Consider the following 20765-nt stretch of genomic DNA (forward strand, 5'->3'; position numbering starts at 1 on the left):
ATGGCCTTCGTGCTTATGATGGGAGCGGCTTTGTGCGTTCCGTCCATATCACTGGTTGGACATGAAGGGTTGCATACAGCGCACAGTTTTATTTATTCGGCCATTGCATTTGCAGTTACGGGAGCCCTGCTGTTTCTCATCTTTCGGGCAGAGCGCTTTGAAGTATCGAGTCAGCAACTGTATCTGATTACTGTATTCAGCTGGTTACTTTTTGCCCTTATTGGCTCTATTCCGCTCTACTTCGGTTTACACGGACTCTCTTTTACCGATGCCTTTTTTGAGTCCATATCAGGGATAACCACTACCGGTTCAACGGTTCTTGAAAGACTGGATACGATGCCCCGCAGTATTCTGTTGTGGCGAGGCATTCTGCAATGGATAGGCGGCATTGGCGTGATTGTGGTTGGTATCGCCATTTTGCCGTACCTCAGAGTGGGTGGCATGCGTATGTTCTCCACAGAGTCATCTGACTGGTCGGACAAGACGCTGCATCATGCGCAAACGTTCATTCAGAATATCAGCCTGATTTATTTCACGTTCACGCTGCTGGCTTGTCTGTTGTACTGGCTGGCGGGCATGAGTCTGTTTGATGCCGTCGTACACTCGATGACAACGCTTTCAACCGGCGGCTATGCGAACCATGACTCTTCTATGGGATATTTTAATGATTATCCGCTGATCCTGTGGATTTCGAGTCTATTCATGCTGTTGGGATCATTGCCCTTTTCGCTCTTTGTCGGGGCCGCTCATGGTAAATGGCGCGAGCTTGTGCATGACAGTCAGGTGCGAGGCTTTATCGCATTTGTAACGATATTAATATTGCTGTTCAGTATTGAACGTACGATAAACAGTCACTTGAACTTTTTTCAGGTGCTCACACATGTGACGTTTAATGTCGTTTCGGTTATCACCACTACGGGCTATGCCTCTGATGACTATAGTCTGTGGGGGCCGTATGCCGTCATTATCTTTTTCTATATTATGTTCGTTGGCGGATGTTCCGGATCCACAGCCGGCTCCATGAAGTTTTTCAGATTCCAGGTGGCATTTATCCTGTTGAGAAACCAGTTGCATCTGATGCGGCATCCCAGCGCAGTTTACCCTTTGAAGTATAATGGTCGTTTGCTCTCCGACGATATCGTTCGCTCTATTGTCGCATTTTCATTCTATTTTGTTTTTACCATTGCGGCGATCGCACTGTTTCTGTCGCTGACCGGACTGGATTTTATCACCAGCCTGAGTGCTGCTGCCACCGCCGTCACGAATGTCGGCCCCGGCCTTGGGGAGACTGTTGGTCCGGCCGGTAATTTCTCATCTCTTTCTGATGCAGCCAAATGGATTTTATGTGCAGGCATGTTGATCGGGAGACTGGAAATCATGACTGTTATTGTTGTTTTCACCCGCACATTCTGGCGCATATGATGGCAGATGCTTAAAGCTGTAATCATAAACAGGAAGTTCACTCCCGTTCGATGATTCAGGCTTATGCAATGGCCATGCTCATGCTACATTGCGGGCATGGCAAAAACGTCGACTGACACCACGCACACACCCATGATGCAACAGTATCTGAAGATCAAGTCCGAGTATGCGGACTGTCTGCTGTTCTATCGCATGGGCGATTTTTACGAGATGTTTTTTGATGATGCGGCAGAGGCATCAAAAATACTGGACATCACACTGACCAAACGCGGGAAAGCCGGGGGTGATGATATCCCTATGGCAGGCGTGCCCTGGCATCAGGCCGAGGGCTATCTGGCCAGGCTGGTGGCAGCCGGTAAACGCGTGGCGGTGTGCGAACAGATGGAACCACCTGACGGCAGCAAGGGGCCGGTGCGCCGGGAGGTAGTGCGTGTGGTGACCTCCGGCACCATTACCGAATCCGAACTGCTGGATCAGTCGCGCTCAGCTCCTCTTGCCGCCTGTTTTCATCAGGGAGAGCAGTGGGGTATTGCGGCTGTAGACCTCTCCTGTGGACACTGGCGCTTGCTTGAGGGTCATGGCGACACGGCTTTTGAGGAGCAGTTGTCGGTGCTGGCTCCGGCTGAACTGCTGCTACAGAGCGGCGATGATATGGTGTTCGAAATGCCTGTGGCCAGGCCCGGTGACTGGAGCTTCTCGGTTGCAGTTACGCGTGAGCAGCTGGAGCAGCACTTCGGCATCAGCGACTGGCAGTCGCTGAATCTGGATGCGCATCCGCTGGCAGCTGCGGCTGCGGGTGCCGCGCTTGTTTATCTGGGCCAGACACAGAAGTGTGCGCTGGCACACCTGCAGCTGCCGGTGTTTATTGAGCAGGGCGAGGGGATGCGCATTGATATGCGTTCGCGGCGCAACCTGGAGCTCTACTGTTCTCTGGCAGGAGACCCGAAAGGGGGCATGATTGCCGTGCTGGATGACAGCTGCACGCCGATGGGCGCGCGGTTGCTGCGCCAATGGATTGACAACCCGCTGACGGATCTGGAGCGCCTGCGCCAGCGACAGGATGCTGTGCAGAGCCTGATTGATGACAACGAAATGATGCATGCCGCGCGTACACAATTGCGCGATGTACGCGATATGGAGCGTATGCTGACCCGTATTGTGCTGGCACGTGCGAATCCGCGTGACTTCAGGGGGATAGCCGAGGCATTGCTGGCGCTACCTGTACTGTACAACTTGCTGGGGGATCGCGGCGGTTTGTTTTCCGATATGATTTCTGCGTTGCAGGGACTGGAGACAATAGCCGGAGAGATGGATCGTGCCATCATTGAGATGCCTCCTGCACTGTTTCGTGATGGCGGCGTGATCCGGGAGGGCTTTGATGCGGAGCTGGATCGCTTGCGCGGGCTGGCTCGCGATGCCGGTGACTGGTTGCGCGATTATGAGGCGCGGGAGAGGGAGCGCACCGGGCTGACCAATCTGCGTGTTAAATACAATAAAGTGTTCGGTTACTTTATCGAGATTTCCAGAGCACAGGCCAGAGAAGCGCCGGCGGACTACGTGCGTAAACAGACACTGGTCAATGCCGAACGTTTTATTACCGATGAGCTGCATCAGTTTGAATCGGAAATCCTTGGTGCGCGTGATGCCGCCATGCAGCGTGAGGATGAACTGATTGAGTCGGTGCGCCAGTTGTTGTGCTCCCATGCTGCAAGTATCCAGCAGGCGGCGCGGGCTGTGGCCGAGCTGGATGTGCTGGCCTGTTTTGCGCATCTGGCGATTCGCCACCGGTATGTGCGGCCACAGGTGCATGCCGGACGCAATATGAAAATTGTTGCAGGGCGCCACCCTGTCGTCGAACGTCATCTGCAGGGCGATGAACCGTTTGTGGCCAATGACACGCATATGGATATGAAATCGCGCCGCTTTATGCTGCTGACCGGGCCGAATATGGGCGGTAAATCGACCTATATGCGACAGGTGGCATGGATTGTCTGGCTGGCGCATACGGGCTGTTTTGTGGCGGCGGACGAGGCGCGTATCCCGCTGACCCGGCGCCTGTTTACGCGCGTAGGTGCCGGCGATGAGCTGGCCAGCGGCCGTTCAACCTTCATGGTGGAGATGATGGAGACGGCGACTATTCTCAATCAGATGGGGCCGCGGTCGCTGGTGATCGTCGATGAAATCGGGCGCGGTACCAGTACCTGGGATGGTCTGGCTATTGCCTGGGCCGTGGCTGAGCGACTGATCGGTGCCAGTGACATACTGACGCTGTTTGCCACCCATTATCATGAGCTGACGGAACTGCCCGATACATGGGCTGAGGCGTTTAATGCTTCTGTCACGGTACGCGAGTGGAATGGATCGGTCATTTTCATGCATCAGGTGGTGGAGGATGCGGCCGACCAGTCGTATGGCATTGCCGTGGCGCAATTGGCCGGGCTGCCGCGTGAGGTGGTGAAGCGGGCAAGAGAACACCTGTTCCGGCTGGAGCATGGCTCCGAGCTGGTGGCGGAGTCGGGCAAGAATCAACTGGGACTGTTTGCTGTAGCTGAGAAGCGACAGCAGCAGGCGGAGCTGGATAGTTTGCGCGCGCTCAGGGAAAAGGTACGGCAGACTGATGTAAACAGTATGCGTCCGCTGGACGCGCTGACGTTTCTCGATAATCTGATCCAGGAGGTGAAATAGAAATGAGTTATATAAATAAGATCGCCATATTGGCGTTGCTGGCACTGAGCGCATGTACATGGGTGGAGCCGACCAAGGCGGGCGTAAATGTGCGCGTGGCCTATTTAAGCCAGGTTGACGGATGTAAAGAGCTGGGCAAGGCAACTGTGTCGGTGCTCGATAAAGTGCTGTTTGTTTCACGCTCGAAGGAAGAGGTCGCAGATGAGCTGGAGACGTCGGGGCAGAATGCGGCAGCTGAAATGGGCGGTGATACCATTGTGCCCATGAGCCGGGTAGTCAATGGCGAACAGGTATTTCGTGTCTACCGTTGCAGGCAGTAATTTGGAGCCCCGTCAGCAGCTTGAGAGTATTTATGATGCGGTGGCGGCCGCATTTGTGGCCGGAGAAAGCGGTTCTGAATTAAGCCGGCTGATGTGCAGCCGCGTGGATGATATGCTGATTCGTCTGTGGCAGGAGAAGGCCCCAACGGCATCCGGCTGTATCGATCTGATTGCCGTCGGCGGTTATGGGCGCGGCGAGTTGTCGCCGCATTCTGATTGGGACTTATGGTTTATTGTGCCCGATGTCTGCCCGCCGACGGTTGAGGAAGAGCTGCAGGCATTTCTGCTGTCGCTGTGGGATATGGGCGCGAAGATCGGGCACGCCGTGCGTAGCGTGAAAGAGACGCTGGAGCATGTGCAGGACGATTGGGCCAGTGCGACAGCCGCACTGGAATCACGCCTGTTGGCCGGCCCGGGTGAACTCAATGCGTTGTTGCAGTCGAAACTGGAACTGTTTTTCAGGAAACAACGCAAGGCCTTTGTGCAGGCCAAACTGGGGGAGCTGGAAGAGCGACACCGGCGCACCGGCGGCACGGCCTTCTGGATGGAGCCGGATATCAAAGAGGGGCAGGGTGGACTGCGGGATGTACAGGCAGCCTTCTGGATGGGCAAGGTCTGGTATGGTTGTGATCATATCGCCGGGCTGGTCAGTGCGGGGGGGATTTCGGCAAGAGAGCTGGAACAACTGTTGGCAGCGCAGGATTTTCTCTGGCGCTGCAGGGCGGCACTGCATATTGAGCTAAAGCGTGCAAATGATCGGATGGGCTTCGAGCAGCAGGTAGCACTGGCGGAGCAGATGGGGTATCAGTCTGCAGGCCATCGCCCGGCAGTGGATGCGTTTATGAAGGATTATTTCCGTCATGTCGGACGTGTGGCGCGCGTTACAGGGTTGCTGGTGATGCACTTTCAGGAGCAGCTGCACCCCCGGCGATTTACTTTCACCCGCAACATTGGTGATGGCTTTACCCAGGAAGGTTCGCTGGTTGGCATTCGCGATGCCGACGTGTTCAGAGAGGATCCGCTGCGCCTGCTAAGGGTATTCCACGTTGCCCAGCAGGGAGAGCGCAGACTCTCCAGTCAGGCGCTGCGCCAGATTCGTGCTGATGTGTTGTTGATTGATGATGCATTCCGCGACAATCCTGAAGCACAGCGCTTATTTTTGAAAATTTTACGCTCCAATCGCCATGTACACTGGGCCCTGAAGGAGATGAATGATACCGGCGTGCTGGGACGGTTTATCCCCCAGTTCCGCGATGTGGTTGGTCTGGGCCAGTTCAATCGTTATCACGCCTATACCGTGGATGAGCATACGATTCGTGCAGTCGGTGAGGCTCGCAATTTCTGGCATAGTGATTATCCGGCGCGGTTACCGCTGGCGCACGAAGTGTGTCATGCCATCAATCGTCCTGAACTGCTTTATATCGCCTTGATCTTTCATGATATTGCCAAGGGGTTGCCGGGCGATCATTCAGTAGAGGGGGCAAAGCTTGCACGCAGCTTCTGTCAACGGATGCATCTGGATGCGGATGCGTCTGAACTGGTCGAGTGGCTGGTGCAGGAACATCTGCTGATGGCTGTCAAATCGCAACGTTTTGATCTGGCGGACCCTGAGGTGATTCGCAGTTTTGCCGAGCGGGTGGGTAACCTCAACTACTTGCGTTATCTGTTGCTGTTGACCGTAGCCGATATTGCGGCAGTAGGCCCGAACGTCTGGAACGACTGGAAGGGCTCATTATTGCAGGAGCTCTACTGGCTTACCAGCCAGTATTATCAGAGCGATGAGTCGATCAGTGAATCATCCGAGCGATTGTGCCGGACCCGCATCAGGGCGGCGCTGGATGGTGCCGGAGGCGGGCGGGATGAGCTGGAAGCAGCTGTGGCACAGATGTCGCGTGGATGTATCATGCATTTTCCGCCGAGACATTTGCAACATATTGTGCAGTTGATTGCCTCCACCGACGGCGACGGCGTCAAGTACTGGGTCGACCGTGATCGTGGCCACAGTCTGTTCTTTGTTGTTGCCCGGGAGCGCAGCGGCCTGTTTGCTGCGTTGACTGCTACACTGACCTCCGGTCACGGCAGCATTATGGCGGCCTATGCTGATGAGCTGGCTGACGGTCGTGTACTGGACGTGTTTCATCTGCAGAGCGTAGATGGCTCGCCCTTTGACATTGAGAGCGATCTTGAACGGTTGCAATCCCGAATCACGCAATTACTGGCTGCTGACACGCTATCCCGCATGGCAATTGATGCATCTTTCAAAATCAATGTGTTGATGCGCCGGGTGGAAGTCAGGGTGCGCCAACTCTCCGAAGCCTCCTTCAGGGCAACGGCGATTGAGGTTTCTGCCGCCGATCAGCCCCGTTTGCTGGCCAGGCTAGCCGATGCTATTGCGACTGAGGGGTATCAGTTGCATAGCGCCACGGTATCGACCTTTGGAGAGCGGGCTGTGGATGTGTTCTTCATTACGGACAGTGACTCTCACCAGTTGAACGCTGAGCAGGTAGCGTCGCTCAGCGAGATACTCAGCGATGTTGCCTCCCTGCCAATGAAGCAAGCCGCATAGAGCAACGGGTGTTGCTCTATGCGGCGCGATAGTGGACTAAGAGGGAGCAACGGGTGTTGCTCTATGCGGCGCGATAGTGGACTAAGAGAGAGCAACGGGTGTTGCTCTATGCGGCGCGATAGTGGACTAAGAGAGAGCAACGGGTGTTGCTCTATGCGGCGCGATAGTGGACTAAGAGGGAGCAACGGGTGTTGCTCTATGCGGCGCGATAGTGGGCTAAGAGGGAGCAGCGGGTGTTGCTCTGCGGCGAATGATTATTTTGATCTCCTGGAGTGGTGAGATGAAACAGGTGGAGCGGGCCGTAATTCTGGCCGCCGGGTTGGGTACGCGTTTGAAGTGGCTGACGCACGGGCGTCCCAAGGCACTGATGCAGGTGGCAGGTTTGCCGGCGATTGCGCATGTGACCCGTTCTCTGGTGCGACAGGGGGTGCGTGATATTGTCGTCAATGTCCATCATCATGCCGAGCAGATGCGCTCATTCCTGGGCGATGGATCGCGGTTCGGCTGTCGTATTTCGATCAGTTATGAGCCGGTGTTGCTGGATTCCGGCGGCGGGGTGAAGCAGGCGCTGACGCTGTTGCCGGGGGATGGTCCTTTTGCCGTGTGGAATGCGGATGTGTTGAGCGATATCGATGTGCAGGCCATGACCACTCTGCTGCCGGAAGCAGGGGTGGTGATCGCACTGGTTGCCAATCCGGCCCATCATCCTGACGGAGATTTCGTGCTGGATCATGCTGTGGTCAGGGCAGGGGGCGATGAGCGTTTCACCTTTTCCGGCGTTTCTGTATGGCATCCGGATGGTTTTGCGGCTCATAATGTTGGCGATGTGTACTCCTTAACCGTGCCGATGCGCGCCCGCATCGCTGAAGGTCGGTGTGCCGGTGTTATGCACCGGGGCCAGTGGTTTGATATCGGCAGACCGCGCGATCTGATGCAGGCAAATCGGATGATGGGGAGCTGAATATGCGTATCTGGATTGATGCCGATGCCTGTCCGAAAGTCATCAAGGAGATTCTGTTTCGTGCGGCCGAGCGTGTGCAGATTCCGTTGACACTGGTGGCCAATATGAAGCTCCAGCATCCGAAATCTATCTATATTGATTCGGTACATGTGGCGGCAGGTGCCGATGTGGCAGATGCCTATATTGTCGATCATTGTGAGCCGGGCGATCTGGCCATTACCGCCGATATTCCGCTGGCGGCAGGCATGATTGAGAAGGGCGGGTTTGCGCTGAATCCGCGCGGCGAGCTCTACACGCCGGATAATGTGCGCAGGGCATTAAGCATCCGCAATATGATGGATGAGATGCGCGGTAGTGGTGTTATTACCGGTGGTCCGCCGGCATTCAGCAATGCTGATCGTATGGCCTTTGCCAACCAACTGGACCGATTTCTGACCAAACACCTGAAGGAGCTTTCATGATCCTGCATCCGCAACTGGAGAACGACTGCTTTGTTATCGGCCGATTTCCGCTTTGCGCACTGCTGCTACTCAATGACAGCCAGTACCCATGGTTTATTCTGGTGCCGCAGCGCGAAGGCATTACGGAGATTCACCAGCTCACTGAGGTCGACCAGCAGCAACTGATGCGCGAGTCATGCCAGCTGGCCGCAGCCATCGAATCCGAATTCAACGCCGACAAGATCAATGTCGCAGCGCTTGGCAATATGGTACCGCAGCTGCATATCCACCATATCGTACGCTATAAAACCGATCCCGCCTGGCCTGCACCGGTCTGGGGCAAGTTTCCTGCAGTTCCCTATGACACAGATGCAGTGGCTGAGGTTGCGGCTAAACTAGAAGGCTTACAGTCGTTTGTGCGCATGGAACCCCTCCGCACTTAGCAGTTAGTTTTCCGGCCAATCGGAGTCTACAGAACCCGAACTCACGAATAAATCTGGCAGGACGAGCATGGCGGTAGCACAGGATTGCGGTTGCTTGTTTCTTGGTTTTAGAGACGGAAACAGGGCGTGCATGAGTAAACAGGTTGCCGGGTGTAAACAGAGAGTGCTATCGCTCCAGCCGGTATTGCATCATGCAGTGACAGTGAATCGGTGCAGTCAGTACTTTCGGTAGCGGAGGCAACGGGCGTGAGGCTTGCAGGGCTTCCATGCTGGATGCGCGCAGGACGCTGGCTCCTCCGCTTATTTTGATATCGCTGACCCGACCGGATGGATCAATCATGAATGAGATATCGACATCGCCCTCGATGTGGCGGCGGCGGGCCGAATAGGGGTAGTGCTTGTGTGCTTCCAACTCTGCCATGATGGCGGCCAGATAATGTTTGCGCAGCCTGTTTAACCTATCCTGTTCGGCCTGGCGATCTCTGACGGTGGGTTGATGCATGATGGTCGGGGCCGCCTGTTGTACGGGGGTCGGTTCCGCCTGCGGGGCGACTGTTGGCGTTTGTGGTTCGGGTGAAACAGGGCGGGCGATTTTGCGTGGTTGTTTTTCCGACTTTTTCACAACAACCGGTTCTGGTTTTTTCACAGGCTGCGGTGGTTTTGCGATTGGCTCCGGTTTTTCCGGTTCAGGTGCAACTTCTTTTGTTGGTTCCACCGCCACGGCGGTTTTGACGAACTCGACTTCCAGCAGGGATTCCCGATGCGGTATCGCCGCATCGGGTTTGATCAGGTGCCCCAGCTGCATGAGCAGGGCGATATGAATGACGGCGGCAAGCAGCAGAGACGCAGGCCCATGCCATGCACTCTTCTGCTCCTCACGCACGCGTCCCTGCTCCGCGAACGAAAAATCGGCGGGCTGACTGACTGGTGTCACCGGTACTACCTTAGAGGCGTTGGCAGCAGCTGTGGCCATTAAAAGTTGGCACGTGCCTGCACATGGAAGCTGCGCCTCTCGTCGGCCCCGGCAATGCCGGAGAACAGCATTGCGGCTGTTAGTACTGTTGCGGATTGCTTGAGTGTTCTGGTTACAGCGTACATGCATCCCCCTTTTCCCTTGTTTGTGATGTGGCGTATGTTACGGATGAGGCAGGGTATACAGGGTGTGGCAAATTGTCGCATGTTCCTGAAGGGGTGCTATTGTATGCTTGGGGCAGTTTGTAGTGATATCTCGTGGCGGGAGAATGGATGACGTTAAGCGGGCTTCAACAACAGATGACGGGTGCAAGGGTGCTGCCGCGCAACATGGGACGACTGCTGTTGATGCGTACCGTGCTGATCTTCTGCCAGCTGATGCTGGTACTGGCGTCACTGCTTTATAACGGTATTACGCTGCCGCTGCCGGAGATGATGGTGGTGATCACGCTCTATATCGCGGTGAATGTCCTGTCGCTGGTTTTTCTGTTGCGCAACCGCGGTTTGAGTGAGCGGGTCTATTTTGGTCAGTTGCTGGCAGATGTGCTGTTTCTGACGGTGTTGCTCTATTTCTCCGGCGGTTATACCAATCCGTTTATTTCACTCTACCTGTTACCATTGATTGTTGTCAGTACCACACTGGGCAGGCAGCAGGCACTGATGATGGCTGCACTGATACTGGCCTGCTATACGCTGCTGGTCTTTAACTATTGGCCGCTGTTCAGCATGGGGATGGCCTCGGTTCAAACCTCGGGGTTTCACCTGCACCTGCTCGGTATGTGGTTCAGTTTTGCACTCAGTGTCGGACTGATTGTGTTCTTTATTATGCGCATGACGCGCAGTATCCGGGAACGGGATATCAGACTCTCCGAGATGCGGGAGAAGGCCGAGCGGGACAGCCATGTGCTGGCACTTGGCGCGATGGCCGCAGGAGCTGCGCATGAGCTGGGTACACCGCTGTCGACGGTAGCCATTGTTGTGCATGAGCTGGAGTGTGATTTTGCCGGGGAGACGGCGATCACCGGGCAGACGGCGATACTCAAGGCCGAGCTGGCCCGATGTAAGCAGGTGCTATCGCAGCTCTCGTTCACTGCAGGGCACTTGCGGGCAGAAGGCGGGCGGCGGCTCGGTTTTGATGCCTATATCAAAGATGTGGCGACACAGTGGAAACTACTACGTCCGCAGGTGGAACTCCGGTTGTCTGCGTCATCAGTAAACGACAGTTCACCGCAGCTGGTGGCCGATATCACACTGACACAGGCTCTGTTTAATCTGCTGAATAATGCTGCCGATGCTTCCGGGCAATCTATTGAGCTCGGCTATGGATGGGATGCGGACTCGCTCTGGCTGGAGGTTCGGGATGACGGACCGGGCTTTTCGCAAAGTGTACTCGAAAATACCGGGCAGCCTGAGGTTTCGACAAAAAGTGACGGTCGCGGACTGGGGCTGTTTCTTAGCAGGGCTGTTGTCGACCGGTTGGGCGGGCAGCTGCAGCTTAGTAATGCAGGGGGTGGCGGCGCATGCGCTCGCATCACGCTGCCACGGAGTGAATTCTGATGCGCGGAACACGGTTGTTGCTGGTAGATGATGATGAAATTTTCTGTCAGGTATTGGCAAAAGCGCTGGGTCGACGGGGTTTTGATGTGCTCACGGCTCACAGCATAGAGCAGGCGCTGAGGCAGCTTGATGAAACCGGGGTGCCCGACTATGCCGTGGTTGATCTCTCCATGCCTGGAGGGGGTTCAGGCCTCGTGCTGGTTGAGCAGCTGCACGCACGCTCTGCCAAGATGCGCATTGTGGTGCTAACCGGTTATGCCAGCATTGCGACGGCTGTTGAAGCGATCAAGCTGGGTGCAATACATTATCTGAGCAAGCCGGCCAATGCCGATGAGATCGTGCAGGCATTCGGAAAAGAGCAGGGAGATGCCGAAACGGTTATGGCTGAGCGTCCCTCTGTCAGGCGTCTGGAGTGGGAACATATTCAGAAGGTGCTAACGGAGTGTGAGGGTAATATTTCGGCAGCAGCGCGTGAGCTCGGCATGCACCGGCGCACCTTGCAGCGCAAGCTGGCCAAGCGGCCTGTGAAATCCTGATTATTTTTCGATCAATAGCAGGTGTTTGTTATCGTCTGTCGGCTCATTGGAGAGTACTTTGTAACCCTGCTCCTCGCATGAGCGGGGTACATTTTCCAGCGGTTCGCCGGGGTTGAGCAGGACCTCCAGCTGTTCGCCGGTGTCCATCCGCGCCAGCTTCAGTTTAACCTTCACAAAGGTCATTGGGCAGGTCTCGCGAGTAATGTCGAGGAAGTGTTTCATCATATTGTATCCTTCTCGGGCAGGTATGTGCCGCAGAGTATAGTCAAAAGCATTTTACCGCAGAGTTAAAAGTAAATGATAGTCTGTCAGATGAAGATGATATGAGCGTCTTCCGAGTCATTGAGGAATGTGGCAACACCGGCAACATCCTGCACCTCTTCAATCATGTCACTCCTGTCCACCTCCAGGATATGCATGGCCATTTCACAGGCGACGATACGTACGCCGAGTGCATGTGCGGCCTCGACCAGTTCGGGCAGGGTGGCGACATTGTGCTTTTTCATCATCATGGTCATCAGCTTCGGACTGGCACCTAAAAAATTCAGGCGCGACAGTGGCAGGTTATTCATGCCGCCCATGAGAAAATTGAAGGCTTTGGCCATCAGACTCTTGCCGGTGGCAATCCGCCCTTTCTTCTTTTTCAGCGCATTGAGTCCCCAGAAGGTGAAGAACAGGGTGACCTCCCGATTGGTGGCAGCGGCGCCGGTAGCGATGGTAAAGGCCGCTACCATTTTATCAAAGTCGCCGGAAAAGCAGACGATGGATATTTTTTTCTTGTCAGCGGGCAGGGTCATGATCAGAAACCTCGGTACATAAATTCGTCCGCGCAATCTAGTCCCTGACGAATAAAGGGCAAATTATCACTAAAGTTAACGGCAATTTCTGCGATATATTATACATGTAGTGATTAAGTTTTTTTGTGTTTTTTATACCAGCATAAAAATCAGAGGTAATGCATTACGCCAACGGGGTTATTCCACCATTCTGGCTGTTTCCTGCCGCAGCGTGGTATAACATGAGGGGAATCCAAGTATGCTTAAAACAATGAAACAACGCTCAGGTCTGGAAGCGGCATTTGAAAACACGTTATGGTATTCAAGGTGGGCGGTTCTTGTTGCCGTTATTAGCAGCGTGCTGGCTGCGCTGTTGATGTTTTACATGGCTGCAGTCGATACCTTTTATACGGTAGATCACCTGGTGACCTACGCCGGCATTGATGACTATGCCGATCGGGGCGAAATCAGGGCTGTTGCGGTTGCCCAGGTGGTAGAGATCATCGACATCTTTTTGCTGGCTATTGTATTGATGATCTTCGGGCTTGGTCTGTATGAGTTGTATATCAGCAAAATTGATCATGCCTACGAAGGGGATGATGAGGCTTCGCAACACATGCTTTCAATCACCAGCCTTGATGACCTGAAGTCGCGCCTCGGCAAGGTGATCATGATGATTCTGGTGGTGAAGTTCTTTGAAATGGCGATTGGCATGGAGGTTGATGACCCACTTACGTTGTTGATGTTCTCCGGCGGAGTGTTGATGACCGGTGCTGCGCTGATGCTGACGGAGATGGTGCATCGAAAGTAACCGTGGTCTGAGAGATTGTGTGATGAGTGCTGTATCACTGCGTTCGTAATCGTGAATGTATTGTGAGTATATCCGATAATGTTGAGAGGGGAGCATGGAAGAATGAATAAAAAATCAATGATTAGTGGGATTTTTGAGAATGGACTGTGGAAAACGCGCTGGGCGGTGCTGGTGGCGGTTGCATGCAGTATTCTGGCAGCACTGATCATGTTTTACATCTCTGCAGTGGATACCTTTTATGCGGTTAAAATGCAGGCGGATTATTGGCAGCTGGGCAGTCCGGCTGCCAGAGGCGTGATGCGGGCTGAGGCAGTTGGCCAGGTGGTCAAGGTGATTGATATTTTTCTGCTGGCAATTGTTCTGCTGATTTTCGGGCTTGGTATCTATGAGTTGTATATCAGTAAAATTGATCATGCTTACGAGGGAGACGATACATCCTCCGAGCATATGCTTTCGGTGTCTAGCCTGGATGATTTGAAGTCGCGCCTTGGCAAGGTGATTATCATGGTTTTAATTGTGAAGTTTTTTGAGATGGCGATCGGTATGGAGATCGACAGCATGAAAGACCTGCTGGTTTTCTCCGGTGGTATTCTGCTGATCGGTGGAACGCTCTATATGACAGAGGCTATGGCCCGCAAAAAAGGCGAGTGGAAAACCCGCGCATCCGACCGCATAGGCACTGTTGAGGATCGGGCCTCCTGACAAGGAAGGCTTCAGAAGCGTTTGTTTACGAAGCTTTCGCCAGCACTGGATAAGCGTTTCTCCGGGTTGACGCACAACAAATGGGCGCAGGCAGAACAGTGCGCCTACTTGTTGTGCGTCAGTCCTCTGTCACTTATCCCTGTACCGTAACCGGGATATCGATTTTTCGGCGATTGATAATGCTGATCTTGCGAGCAATTTCGCCGGCGAGCTGGCGATAGGCGACAGCCTGTTCGGAGTCGGGGAGGGCAGCAACAACAGGGGTGCCGGAGTCGGAGAGTTCGCGTATGCGCATATCCAGCGGGATATGGGCCAGTACGCCGGTTTTGTACTCCTGAGCGAGACGGTCGGCACCACCTTCGGCAAAAATCGGGCTGGACTCGCCGCAATGCGGGCAGATGAACTGACTCATATTCTCCACAATACCGAGCGTAGGCACGTGTACCTCGTTGAACATGTCGATGCCTTTGCGGCAATCAAGCAGGGCGATGTCCTGTGGGGTGGTAACCATGACTGCGCCGGTTACCGGCACCTTTTGGGTCAGTGTCAGCTGAGCATCGCCCGTACCGGGTGGCATATCGACAAACAGATAATCCAGTTCACCCCAGGCCACATCTCCCAGCAGTTGGCCCAGTGCACCGGCGACCATGGGGCCGCGCCAGATCATCGCCTTGTTTTCTTCCACCAGGTAACCGATCGACATGGTTTTGACACCGTAGTTCTCCAGCGGATAAATGGTTTTTCCTTCGACATCTACTTCCGGCCGGAAGCCGCTTAAGCCCATCATGCGCGGTACAGAGGGCCCGTAAATATCGGCATCAAGCAGACCGACGCGCGCTCCTGTCTGGGCCATGGCCACAGCCAGATTAACGGATGTCGTGGATTTGCCTACACCACCCTTGCCGGAGGCGATGGCAATAATATTGGCAATGCCGGGAATGGCGAGCTTGTCGCTGATGCCGGCCGTGACTCTGGAGGTCATGTTCACATGAACGCGTTCAATGCCTGTCAGTGCCATGACAGCCTCATCGGCCTGACGGCGGAACTCTTCCTTGACCGGGCATGCCGGCGTAGTCAGCTCGATAGTGAAAGATACGCTGCTGCCATCGATTTTCACGTCCTTGACGAATCCCAGGCTTACGATGTCTTTACCGAAATCCGGATCGATGATTTGTGATAGTGCTTTCAGTACTGCTGCTTCAGTTGTCATGCCAGTCTCCTCTGATCGGGTGGAATCGTCATAATCCCGAGTAAAAGTGTCAAGTATAAGGGGAAGAGGTTGCCCCCGTTCCTATCGCCGGTATCCATATCGAAAGCTCCGACAGGGCTGTGCTCTCCAGCAGGTAGCGCTTTTGCTGTACAATGGCTTGTTGCCGGATCAGTTGCATGAGTTCTCCGTCCTGTTCAGGCATATGATGCTGGCTGTCGGAAACATAGCCCCACATATGATTCAGGGCATTACGCAGTCGTCCGTTTTGCGGCTCTGGGCGCATGGTTTCTATCATCAGATTAACCAGTCCGCTCATATCATCACGGTATTTGCCATGTGCCACTTCCGAACCAAGGGTGGTGTAGAGGTGGGGGTCATGAGCCATGACGGAGTATTTATGCTGTGCCCACAGCTGTTGCGTATTGCGGGGAATCGGAATGCGGGCTGAAGTTTCATCGGCCTGTTTGTCTGCCAGCAGACGGAGCTGATCGACGGGTGTATCAATGAATATATCGGGCCAGGTACCGGGTGGGTTGAACTCCGGAACGGGAGAGTGGTGATTGTACCCACGCAGCATCATCTCTGATACCAGCAGTTGATGACGCGTGCATAGTGCGGGCAGATGTCCGACCCAGCGCAATGTTTCAGGGTGGCGGGCGTAGCCCCTTTTACCTTGGCTGATGATATTCACCAGTCCGTGCAGCTCCCTGTGCTCACCGAGCAGGCGTTTTCGGTCCAGGTAGCCGGGGTGCAGATCCCAGATGCGCAACAGTGATTACCTCCGTGGTTTCGTCGCTGCCTCACGCCGGGAAACGGGGCATTTGATGAGGTGTGTGCTGCCCGAGCGATGAGGGTGACGCTAGCTGTTGCCTGCCGGTCGGGGAAGAGACGTGGTCGCAGAAGATGCTCCCGTCGATACGCTGCGATACAGGGCTTGTCTGGTCGGGTGGAGAAGCGGGGGCTTGCGTTTTGAAAAAAGAGCATGATAATTCGGCCTCAAATATTAATCCGGCTTTATCAAGAGCGGTGGAGGGTGCAGGCCCTGTGATACCGCGGCAACCGGCCAGAGACTGAAAAACAGTACTCTGGAACATGGTGCCAATGCCTGCCTGAGAGGTTTTACCTCGAGGGAGCGATAAATGCGGGTTGTTCGTTTCATGTGCATTCGCGCATTATCTGACCAGCCTTCGCTTTTATCGCGGAGGCTTTTTTTTGCCTGCAAAAGCCGAGAATGGAGATAAACACATGAACATTGTTCGCGCCCTGAAGTGCCGTGAGTGTGGCCACGAGTATGAGATTGAGCCCACCCATGTCTGTGAGTTCTGTTTCGGTCCGCTGGAAGTGGTGTATGACTACGACAAGCTGGAAGGTATATTTACCCGTGAATTGATTGAGTCGCGTCCGCAGACCATGTGGCGTTATAAAGAGCTGCTGCCGATTAATGGCGAGCCGACCGTAGGTGCCCAGAACGGATTTACGCCACTGGTGCGTGCGAGGCGGCTGGAAAAGGTACTGGGTGTTAAAGAGCTCTATATCAAGAATGACTCGGTTTGCTACCCGACCCTCTCCTTTAAAGACCGTGTGGTGTCGGTGGCGCTTTCCAAGGCAGTAGAGTTCGGTTTTACGACCGTGGCATGTGCCTCTACCGGCAATCTGGCCGGTTCAGTGGCGGCCAATGCGGCGGCGGCAGGGCTCGAGTCCTATGTGTTTATTCCGCATAACCTGGAGCAGGGCAAAGTCCTGGGTGCGGGTATTTTCGGCACCAAAATCATCGGCATTGAAGGTGAATATGACGATGTGAACCGTCTCTGCTCGGAAGTGGCAGGTAAATACGGCTGGGCATTCGTTAACGTAAATGTGCGCCCGTTCTATGCCGAAGGTTCCAAGTCGCTGGGTTATGAGGTGATGGAGCAGTTGGGCTGGAAGGCGCCGAAACATGTGGTCGTGCCGATGGCATCGGGCTCGCTGTGCACCAAGGTGGCGAAATCGATCAAGGAGTTTATCCAGCTGGGGCTTGTCGAAGATAACGGCACGGCCATTTATGGTGCTCAGGCCACCGGCTGCTCGCCGATTGCGAAGTCTGTGAAAGAGAGTACCGACCTGATTCATCCTGTGCATGCCAACACGATCGCAAAATCGCTGGCAATTGGTAACCCGGCGGACGGTTATTATGCCAACCGGATTATTCGCGAATCAGGCGGCTGGGCGGAAGATATCTCCGATGAAGAGGTCGTGGCTGCCATGAAGCTGCTGGCTGAAACAGAGGGCATCTTTGCTGAAACGGCAGGCGGTGTTACGCTGGGCTGTGCGCAGAAAATGATCGAATCCGGTAAGTTGCCGCGCGATGAGTCCATCGTGCTGTGCATTACCGGCAATGGTTTGAAGACGCAGGAAGCGGTGGTGGATGCCATACAAAAACCACGTATTATCGGAGCCAGCCTGAAAGAGTTTGATGCGCTGGCCGAGGCCGATGGTGTAAAATAACGGGGCGTTTCCGGACCGTTGAGTGATAACTAAAGTATAAATGACAGGAGTTAAAACAATGAGTATATCTGTTCGTATCCCTACCCCGCTGCGCAAGCTGACCGGCGGTGCTGATGAAGTTGCTGTAGAGGCGGCCAATATCGGTGAGTTGATTGAAAATATTGAGGCGGCATACCCGGGTCTGAAAGAGCGGTTGTGTGATGATGCCGGCGAGATTCGCCGTTTCGTCAACGTCTATGTCAACGATGAAGATGTGCGTTTTCTTGATGGCCGTACAACAGTGCTGAAAGATGGTGATGAAGTTTCCATTGTACCGGCTATTGCCGGTGGTCGCTGAGTCTTTATTTGTATGCATGACTGCTGAACAAGTGCAGGCATTTGTGCAGTTCTGTCCTTGAGCAGAGATTGTTAATTTCCAGGAGCGGAATATGAAACTGAGAGTTTATCTGACGTTTAACACAGCTACCGTGCGTGAGCCGATCATCTGGAAGCTGGGTAAAACATTTGATGTGATGACCAATATCCGCACTGCGGAAGTGAAAGAGAACACGGGACTGGTCGGGCTGGAGCTGGAAGGCAAGTCTGATGTGGTTGAGGCCGCCGTGAAATGGCTGACTGAGCAGGGTGTGCATGTCGAACCCATCGAGCAGAATGTCATCGAAGGCTGAGTAGGTGTTCACCTCAGAGCAGACAGAGGGAAGGCAAGCGCAGCATAGAAGTGGTGTCTGTTCTGTGGGTTATAAGGGTCGTATTGACTGAAGGGTGAAGGCATACAGCTATTGCATGCAGTTGTTGCAGAGACTTAACCATGTCTCTCTGCGTCCACTGCGGTGAAAAGGAAGGTGAATGATGACGATATATAATAATGCAGCGGAAACTGTCGGTAATACTCCGTTGATTCGACTCAATCGAATTGGTGCGGGTCTTAATGCCGAGATTGTGGCCAAGTGCGAATTTTATAATCCGTTGAATTCGGTAAAGGATAGAATCGGCAAGGCCATGATCGAAGCAGCCGAAGCCGACGGCAGTCTGAAAGAGGGTGGCGTTATTGTTGAGCCTACCTCCGGCAATACCGGCATTGCGCTGGCGTTTGTCGCCCGTGCCAAGGGCTATCGCTGCATTCTGACCATGCCGGAGTCGATGAGCCTGGAACGTCGCAAGCTGCTGAAGCTGCTGGGGGCGGAGCTGGTGCTGACCCCGGCGGAGAAAGGCATGAAGGGCGCGATTGCCAGAGCCGCTGAAATTACTGCGGAAACGGACGGGGCATTTATGCCGCAGCAGTTTGAGAATCCTGCCAACCCTGCAATTCACCGGCTGACCACAGCCGAGGAGATCTGGCGCGATACCGATGGTCAGGTGGATGCACTGGTGGCCGGTGTGGGTACCGGCGGCACGATCAGCGGTACGGCGGAAGTGCTCAAACAGCGTAACCCTGATTTCAAGGCGTTTGCTGTTGAGCCGACCGATTCTCCGGTGATTTCCGGTGGCAACCCCGGTCCGCACAAGATTCAGGGTATCGGAGCAGGTTTTATCCCGAAAAACCTGAATGTCGATATTCTCGATGGTGTGGAGCAGGTCAGTAATGACGAAGCCATGATCATGGCGCGCCGACTCTCTGATGAAGAGGGGATTCCCGGTGGCATATCCTCAGGTGCAGCCGTTACTGCTGCGCTGAAGGTGGCAGCCCGAGACGATATGAAGGGTAAGCGCATCGTTGTGATTCTGCCGTCGATGGCCGAGCGCTATATGTCTACCGACCTGTTCAAGGGCATAGAAGTTTAGGTTTATAAGTAGTTGAAAATTTACCGCACAGGAGTAACGGGCGCAGGGTAAATGCACAGCAATGTTATTGAAAATGTGTTGCTATGCGTTGTCGTCTGGAAACCTTCAGTCGGTGTAAATAAGTACCCTCAAAGTGCACAGTGGCAGTTTAGAATTCAAAGGTTGAATTCACCTGTGGCCCCTGTGCTCTCTGTGGTGAAAAAGAGGTTTTATGATTGATTTTACAGAAGAACAGATTGAGCGCTATTCGCGCCATATTATTTTGCCGGAAGTGGGTGCCGAGGGGCAGTCGAAGCTGCTCGAGTCGAAGGTGTTTATGATCGGTGCAGGGGGGCTGGGCTCGCCTGTGGCCTATTATCTGGCAGCTGCCGGTGTAGGCACGATTGGCATTGCCGATGCCGATGTTGTGGATCTCTCCAATCTGCAACGGCAGATCATTCATAACCAGGACCGCGTTGGTATGCCCAAGGTGGAGAGTGCGCGTGAAACCATGCAGGCGCTGAACCCGGATGTGAAGGTCAATACCTACAACTACTTCATTACCGAAGAGAACGTGCGTGAAATTATCCGTGACTACGATCTGATTATCGATGGCTGCGACAATTTTCCGACCCGTTTTCTGGTCAATGATGCCTGCTATTTCGAAAAGAAACCGCTGATCTCAGGTGCGATGTTCCGTTTCGAGGGACAGGTGGCGACATTCAAGCCGCATCAGCAGAAGGGCGCGCCGTGTTACCGCTGTCTCTACCCTGAGCCGCCACCGGCAGGGCTCGTCCCTTCCTGTTCAGAGGCAGGCATTCTCGGCGCACTGGCCGGTGCCGTGGGTACCATTCAGGCTGTTGAGGCGGTGAAAGAGCTGCTCGGTATCGGTGATTCGCTGGCCGGCAAACTGATGGTGTTTGATGCGCTGCGCATGGAGTGGAAAAAGCTGAAGCTGCACAAGGATCCGGGTTGCCCGCTGTGCGGCGAGAACCCGACGATTACCGATCTCGTTACCTACGAGCAGGCGTGTGAGCTGAAGTTCGGCGAATAAAGATTTAACCATCAAGGCACAGAGGCACAAGAATAACCCTTTTTCAGGATTTTCTTTGTGGCTTT

The 20765-nt window shown here is 54.3% G+C and carries 22 protein-coding genes and 1 riboswitch; of the genes, 16 read left to right on the plus strand and 6 right to left on the minus strand.

Features of this window, described 5'->3' with window-relative positions:
* The 7 genes from SPV1_RS06495 (at position 1) to SPV1_RS06525 (ending at position 8837) form a co-directional block, all read left to right on the plus strand.
* The gene (locus SPV1_RS06495) at positions 1-1422 is read left to right on the plus strand and encodes a TrkH family potassium uptake protein (protein WP_231288309.1); all 1422 of its coding nucleotides are present in this window, start codon (positions 1-3) and stop codon (positions 1420-1422) included.
* Positions 1423-1518: 96 nt separating this feature from the next.
* Positions 1519-4107, plus strand: a complete 2589-nt coding sequence (gene mutS / locus SPV1_RS06500; RefSeq protein ID WP_231288310.1) for a DNA mismatch repair protein MutS — start codon at positions 1519-1521, stop codon at positions 4105-4107.
* A gap of 2 nt (positions 4108-4109) precedes the next feature.
* On the plus strand, positions 4110-4427 hold the full coding sequence (locus SPV1_RS06505) for a DUF4156 domain-containing protein (RefSeq protein ID WP_009850347.1): 318 nt from the start codon (positions 4110-4112) through the stop codon (positions 4425-4427).
* Positions 4405-6993 (plus strand): [protein-PII] uridylyltransferase, encoded by a 2589-nt coding sequence (gene glnD / locus SPV1_RS06510; protein WP_040881531.1) that lies wholly within the window; start codon positions 4405-4407, stop codon positions 6991-6993. Before SPV1_RS06505 ends, glnD begins: the two co-directional genes overlap by 23 nt.
* A 250-nt stretch (positions 6994-7243) precedes the next feature.
* A complete protein-coding gene (locus tag SPV1_RS06515) occupies positions 7244-7954 on the plus strand; it encodes a nucleotidyltransferase family protein (protein ID WP_009850349.1) in 711 nt (236 codons plus the stop codon).
* 2 nt (positions 7955-7956) lie between these two features.
* The gene (locus tag SPV1_RS06520) at positions 7957-8415 is read left to right on the plus strand and encodes a YaiI/YqxD family protein (protein WP_009850350.1); all 459 of its coding nucleotides are present in this window, start codon (positions 7957-7959) and stop codon (positions 8413-8415) included.
* A complete protein-coding gene (locus SPV1_RS06525) occupies positions 8412-8837 on the plus strand; it encodes an HIT family protein (RefSeq protein WP_009850351.1) in 426 nt (141 codons plus the stop codon). The genes SPV1_RS06520 and SPV1_RS06525 overlap by 4 nt, the downstream gene beginning before the upstream one ends.
* A 166-nt stretch (positions 8838-9003) precedes the next feature.
* Here the strand turns inward: SPV1_RS06525 and SPV1_RS06530 are convergent, their stop codons facing one another.
* Positions 9004-9771, minus strand: a complete 768-nt coding sequence (locus tag SPV1_RS06530; RefSeq protein ID WP_231288311.1) for a TonB family protein — start codon at positions 9769-9771, stop codon at positions 9004-9006.
* Positions 9772-9809: 38 nt separating this feature from the next.
* A complete protein-coding gene (locus SPV1_RS14725) occupies positions 9810-9935 on the minus strand; it encodes a hypothetical protein (RefSeq protein WP_268766532.1) in 126 nt (41 codons plus the stop codon).
* A 147-nt stretch (positions 9936-10082) separates the two neighbouring features.
* On the opposite strand from SPV1_RS14725, the gene SPV1_RS06535 reads away from it, so the two are divergent.
* Positions 10083-11366 (plus strand): ATP-binding protein, encoded by a 1284-nt coding sequence (locus tag SPV1_RS06535; protein WP_231288312.1) that lies wholly within the window; start codon positions 10083-10085, stop codon positions 11364-11366.
* A complete protein-coding gene (locus tag SPV1_RS06540; RefSeq protein WP_009850355.1) occupies positions 11366-11902 on the plus strand; it encodes a response regulator transcription factor in 537 nt (178 codons plus the stop codon). The genes SPV1_RS06535 and SPV1_RS06540 overlap by 1 nt, the downstream gene beginning before the upstream one ends.
* Here SPV1_RS06540 and SPV1_RS06545 read toward each other — a convergent pair whose 3' ends face one another.
* Together SPV1_RS06545 and SPV1_RS06550 are read right to left on the minus strand one after the other, a co-directional pair.
* A complete protein-coding gene (locus tag SPV1_RS06545; RefSeq protein ID WP_018294047.1) occupies positions 11903-12127 on the minus strand; it encodes a sulfurtransferase TusA family protein in 225 nt (74 codons plus the stop codon).
* Positions 12128-12210: 83 nt separating this feature from the next.
* Entirely contained in the window at positions 12211-12699 is a 489-nt protein-coding gene (locus tag SPV1_RS06550; RefSeq protein WP_009850357.1) for a DsrE/DsrF/DrsH-like family protein, read from the minus strand.
* 250 nt (positions 12700-12949) lie between these two features.
* Between SPV1_RS06550 and SPV1_RS06555 the strand changes: the two genes are divergently transcribed.
* Both SPV1_RS06555 and SPV1_RS06560 read left to right on the plus strand, forming a co-directional pair.
* Positions 12950-13489, plus strand: a complete 540-nt coding sequence (locus SPV1_RS06555) for a YqhA family protein (protein ID WP_009850358.1) — start codon at positions 12950-12952, stop codon at positions 13487-13489.
* Positions 13490-13591: 102 nt separating this feature from the next.
* Entirely contained in the window at positions 13592-14191 is a 600-nt protein-coding gene (locus SPV1_RS06560) for a YqhA family protein (RefSeq protein WP_009850359.1), read from the plus strand.
* A 133-nt stretch (positions 14192-14324) separates the two neighbouring features.
* On the opposite strand, the gene apbC is transcribed toward SPV1_RS06560, so the two are convergent.
* Positions 14325-15401: an iron-sulfur cluster carrier protein ApbC gene (gene apbC, locus SPV1_RS06565; protein ID WP_009850360.1), complete on the minus strand. Its 1077-nt coding sequence runs from the start codon at positions 15399-15401 to the stop codon at positions 14325-14327.
* A 49-nt stretch (positions 15402-15450) separates the two neighbouring features.
* The gene (locus tag SPV1_RS06570; RefSeq protein ID WP_009850361.1) at positions 15451-16170 is read right to left on the minus strand and encodes a DUF1722 domain-containing protein; all 720 of its coding nucleotides are present in this window, start codon (positions 16168-16170) and stop codon (positions 15451-15453) included.
* 242 nt (positions 16171-16412) lie between these two features.
* Positions 16413-16543, plus strand: a riboswitch (SAM riboswitch).
* Positions 16544-16646: 103 nt separating this feature from the next.
* Between SPV1_RS06570 and thrC the strand changes: the two genes are divergently transcribed.
* From thrC to moeB, 5 genes are all read left to right on the plus strand, one after another.
* A complete protein-coding gene (gene thrC / locus SPV1_RS06575) occupies positions 16647-17885 on the plus strand; it encodes a threonine synthase (RefSeq protein WP_026195379.1) in 1239 nt (412 codons plus the stop codon).
* A 58-nt stretch (positions 17886-17943) separates the two neighbouring features.
* Positions 17944-18222 (plus strand): ubiquitin-like small modifier protein 1, encoded by a 279-nt coding sequence (locus SPV1_RS06580; RefSeq protein ID WP_009850363.1) that lies wholly within the window; start codon positions 17944-17946, stop codon positions 18220-18222.
* Between the two features lie 91 nt (positions 18223-18313).
* A complete protein-coding gene (locus SPV1_RS06585; RefSeq protein WP_009850364.1) occupies positions 18314-18553 on the plus strand; it encodes an NIL domain-containing protein in 240 nt (79 codons plus the stop codon).
* A gap of 181 nt (positions 18554-18734) precedes the next feature.
* Positions 18735-19667, plus strand: a complete 933-nt coding sequence (gene cysK, locus SPV1_RS06590; RefSeq protein WP_026195380.1) for a cysteine synthase A — start codon at positions 18735-18737, stop codon at positions 19665-19667.
* A gap of 211 nt (positions 19668-19878) precedes the next feature.
* On the plus strand, positions 19879-20700 hold the full coding sequence (gene moeB / locus SPV1_RS06595) for a molybdopterin-synthase adenylyltransferase MoeB (protein WP_009850366.1): 822 nt from the start codon (positions 19879-19881) through the stop codon (positions 20698-20700).
* Positions 20701-20765 lie beyond the last annotated feature (65 nt).

This window comes from Mariprofundus ferrooxydans PV-1, from assembly GCF_000153765.1.
GTDB classification, from domain to species: domain Bacteria; phylum Pseudomonadota; class Zetaproteobacteria; order Mariprofundales; family Mariprofundaceae; genus Mariprofundus; species Mariprofundus ferrooxydans.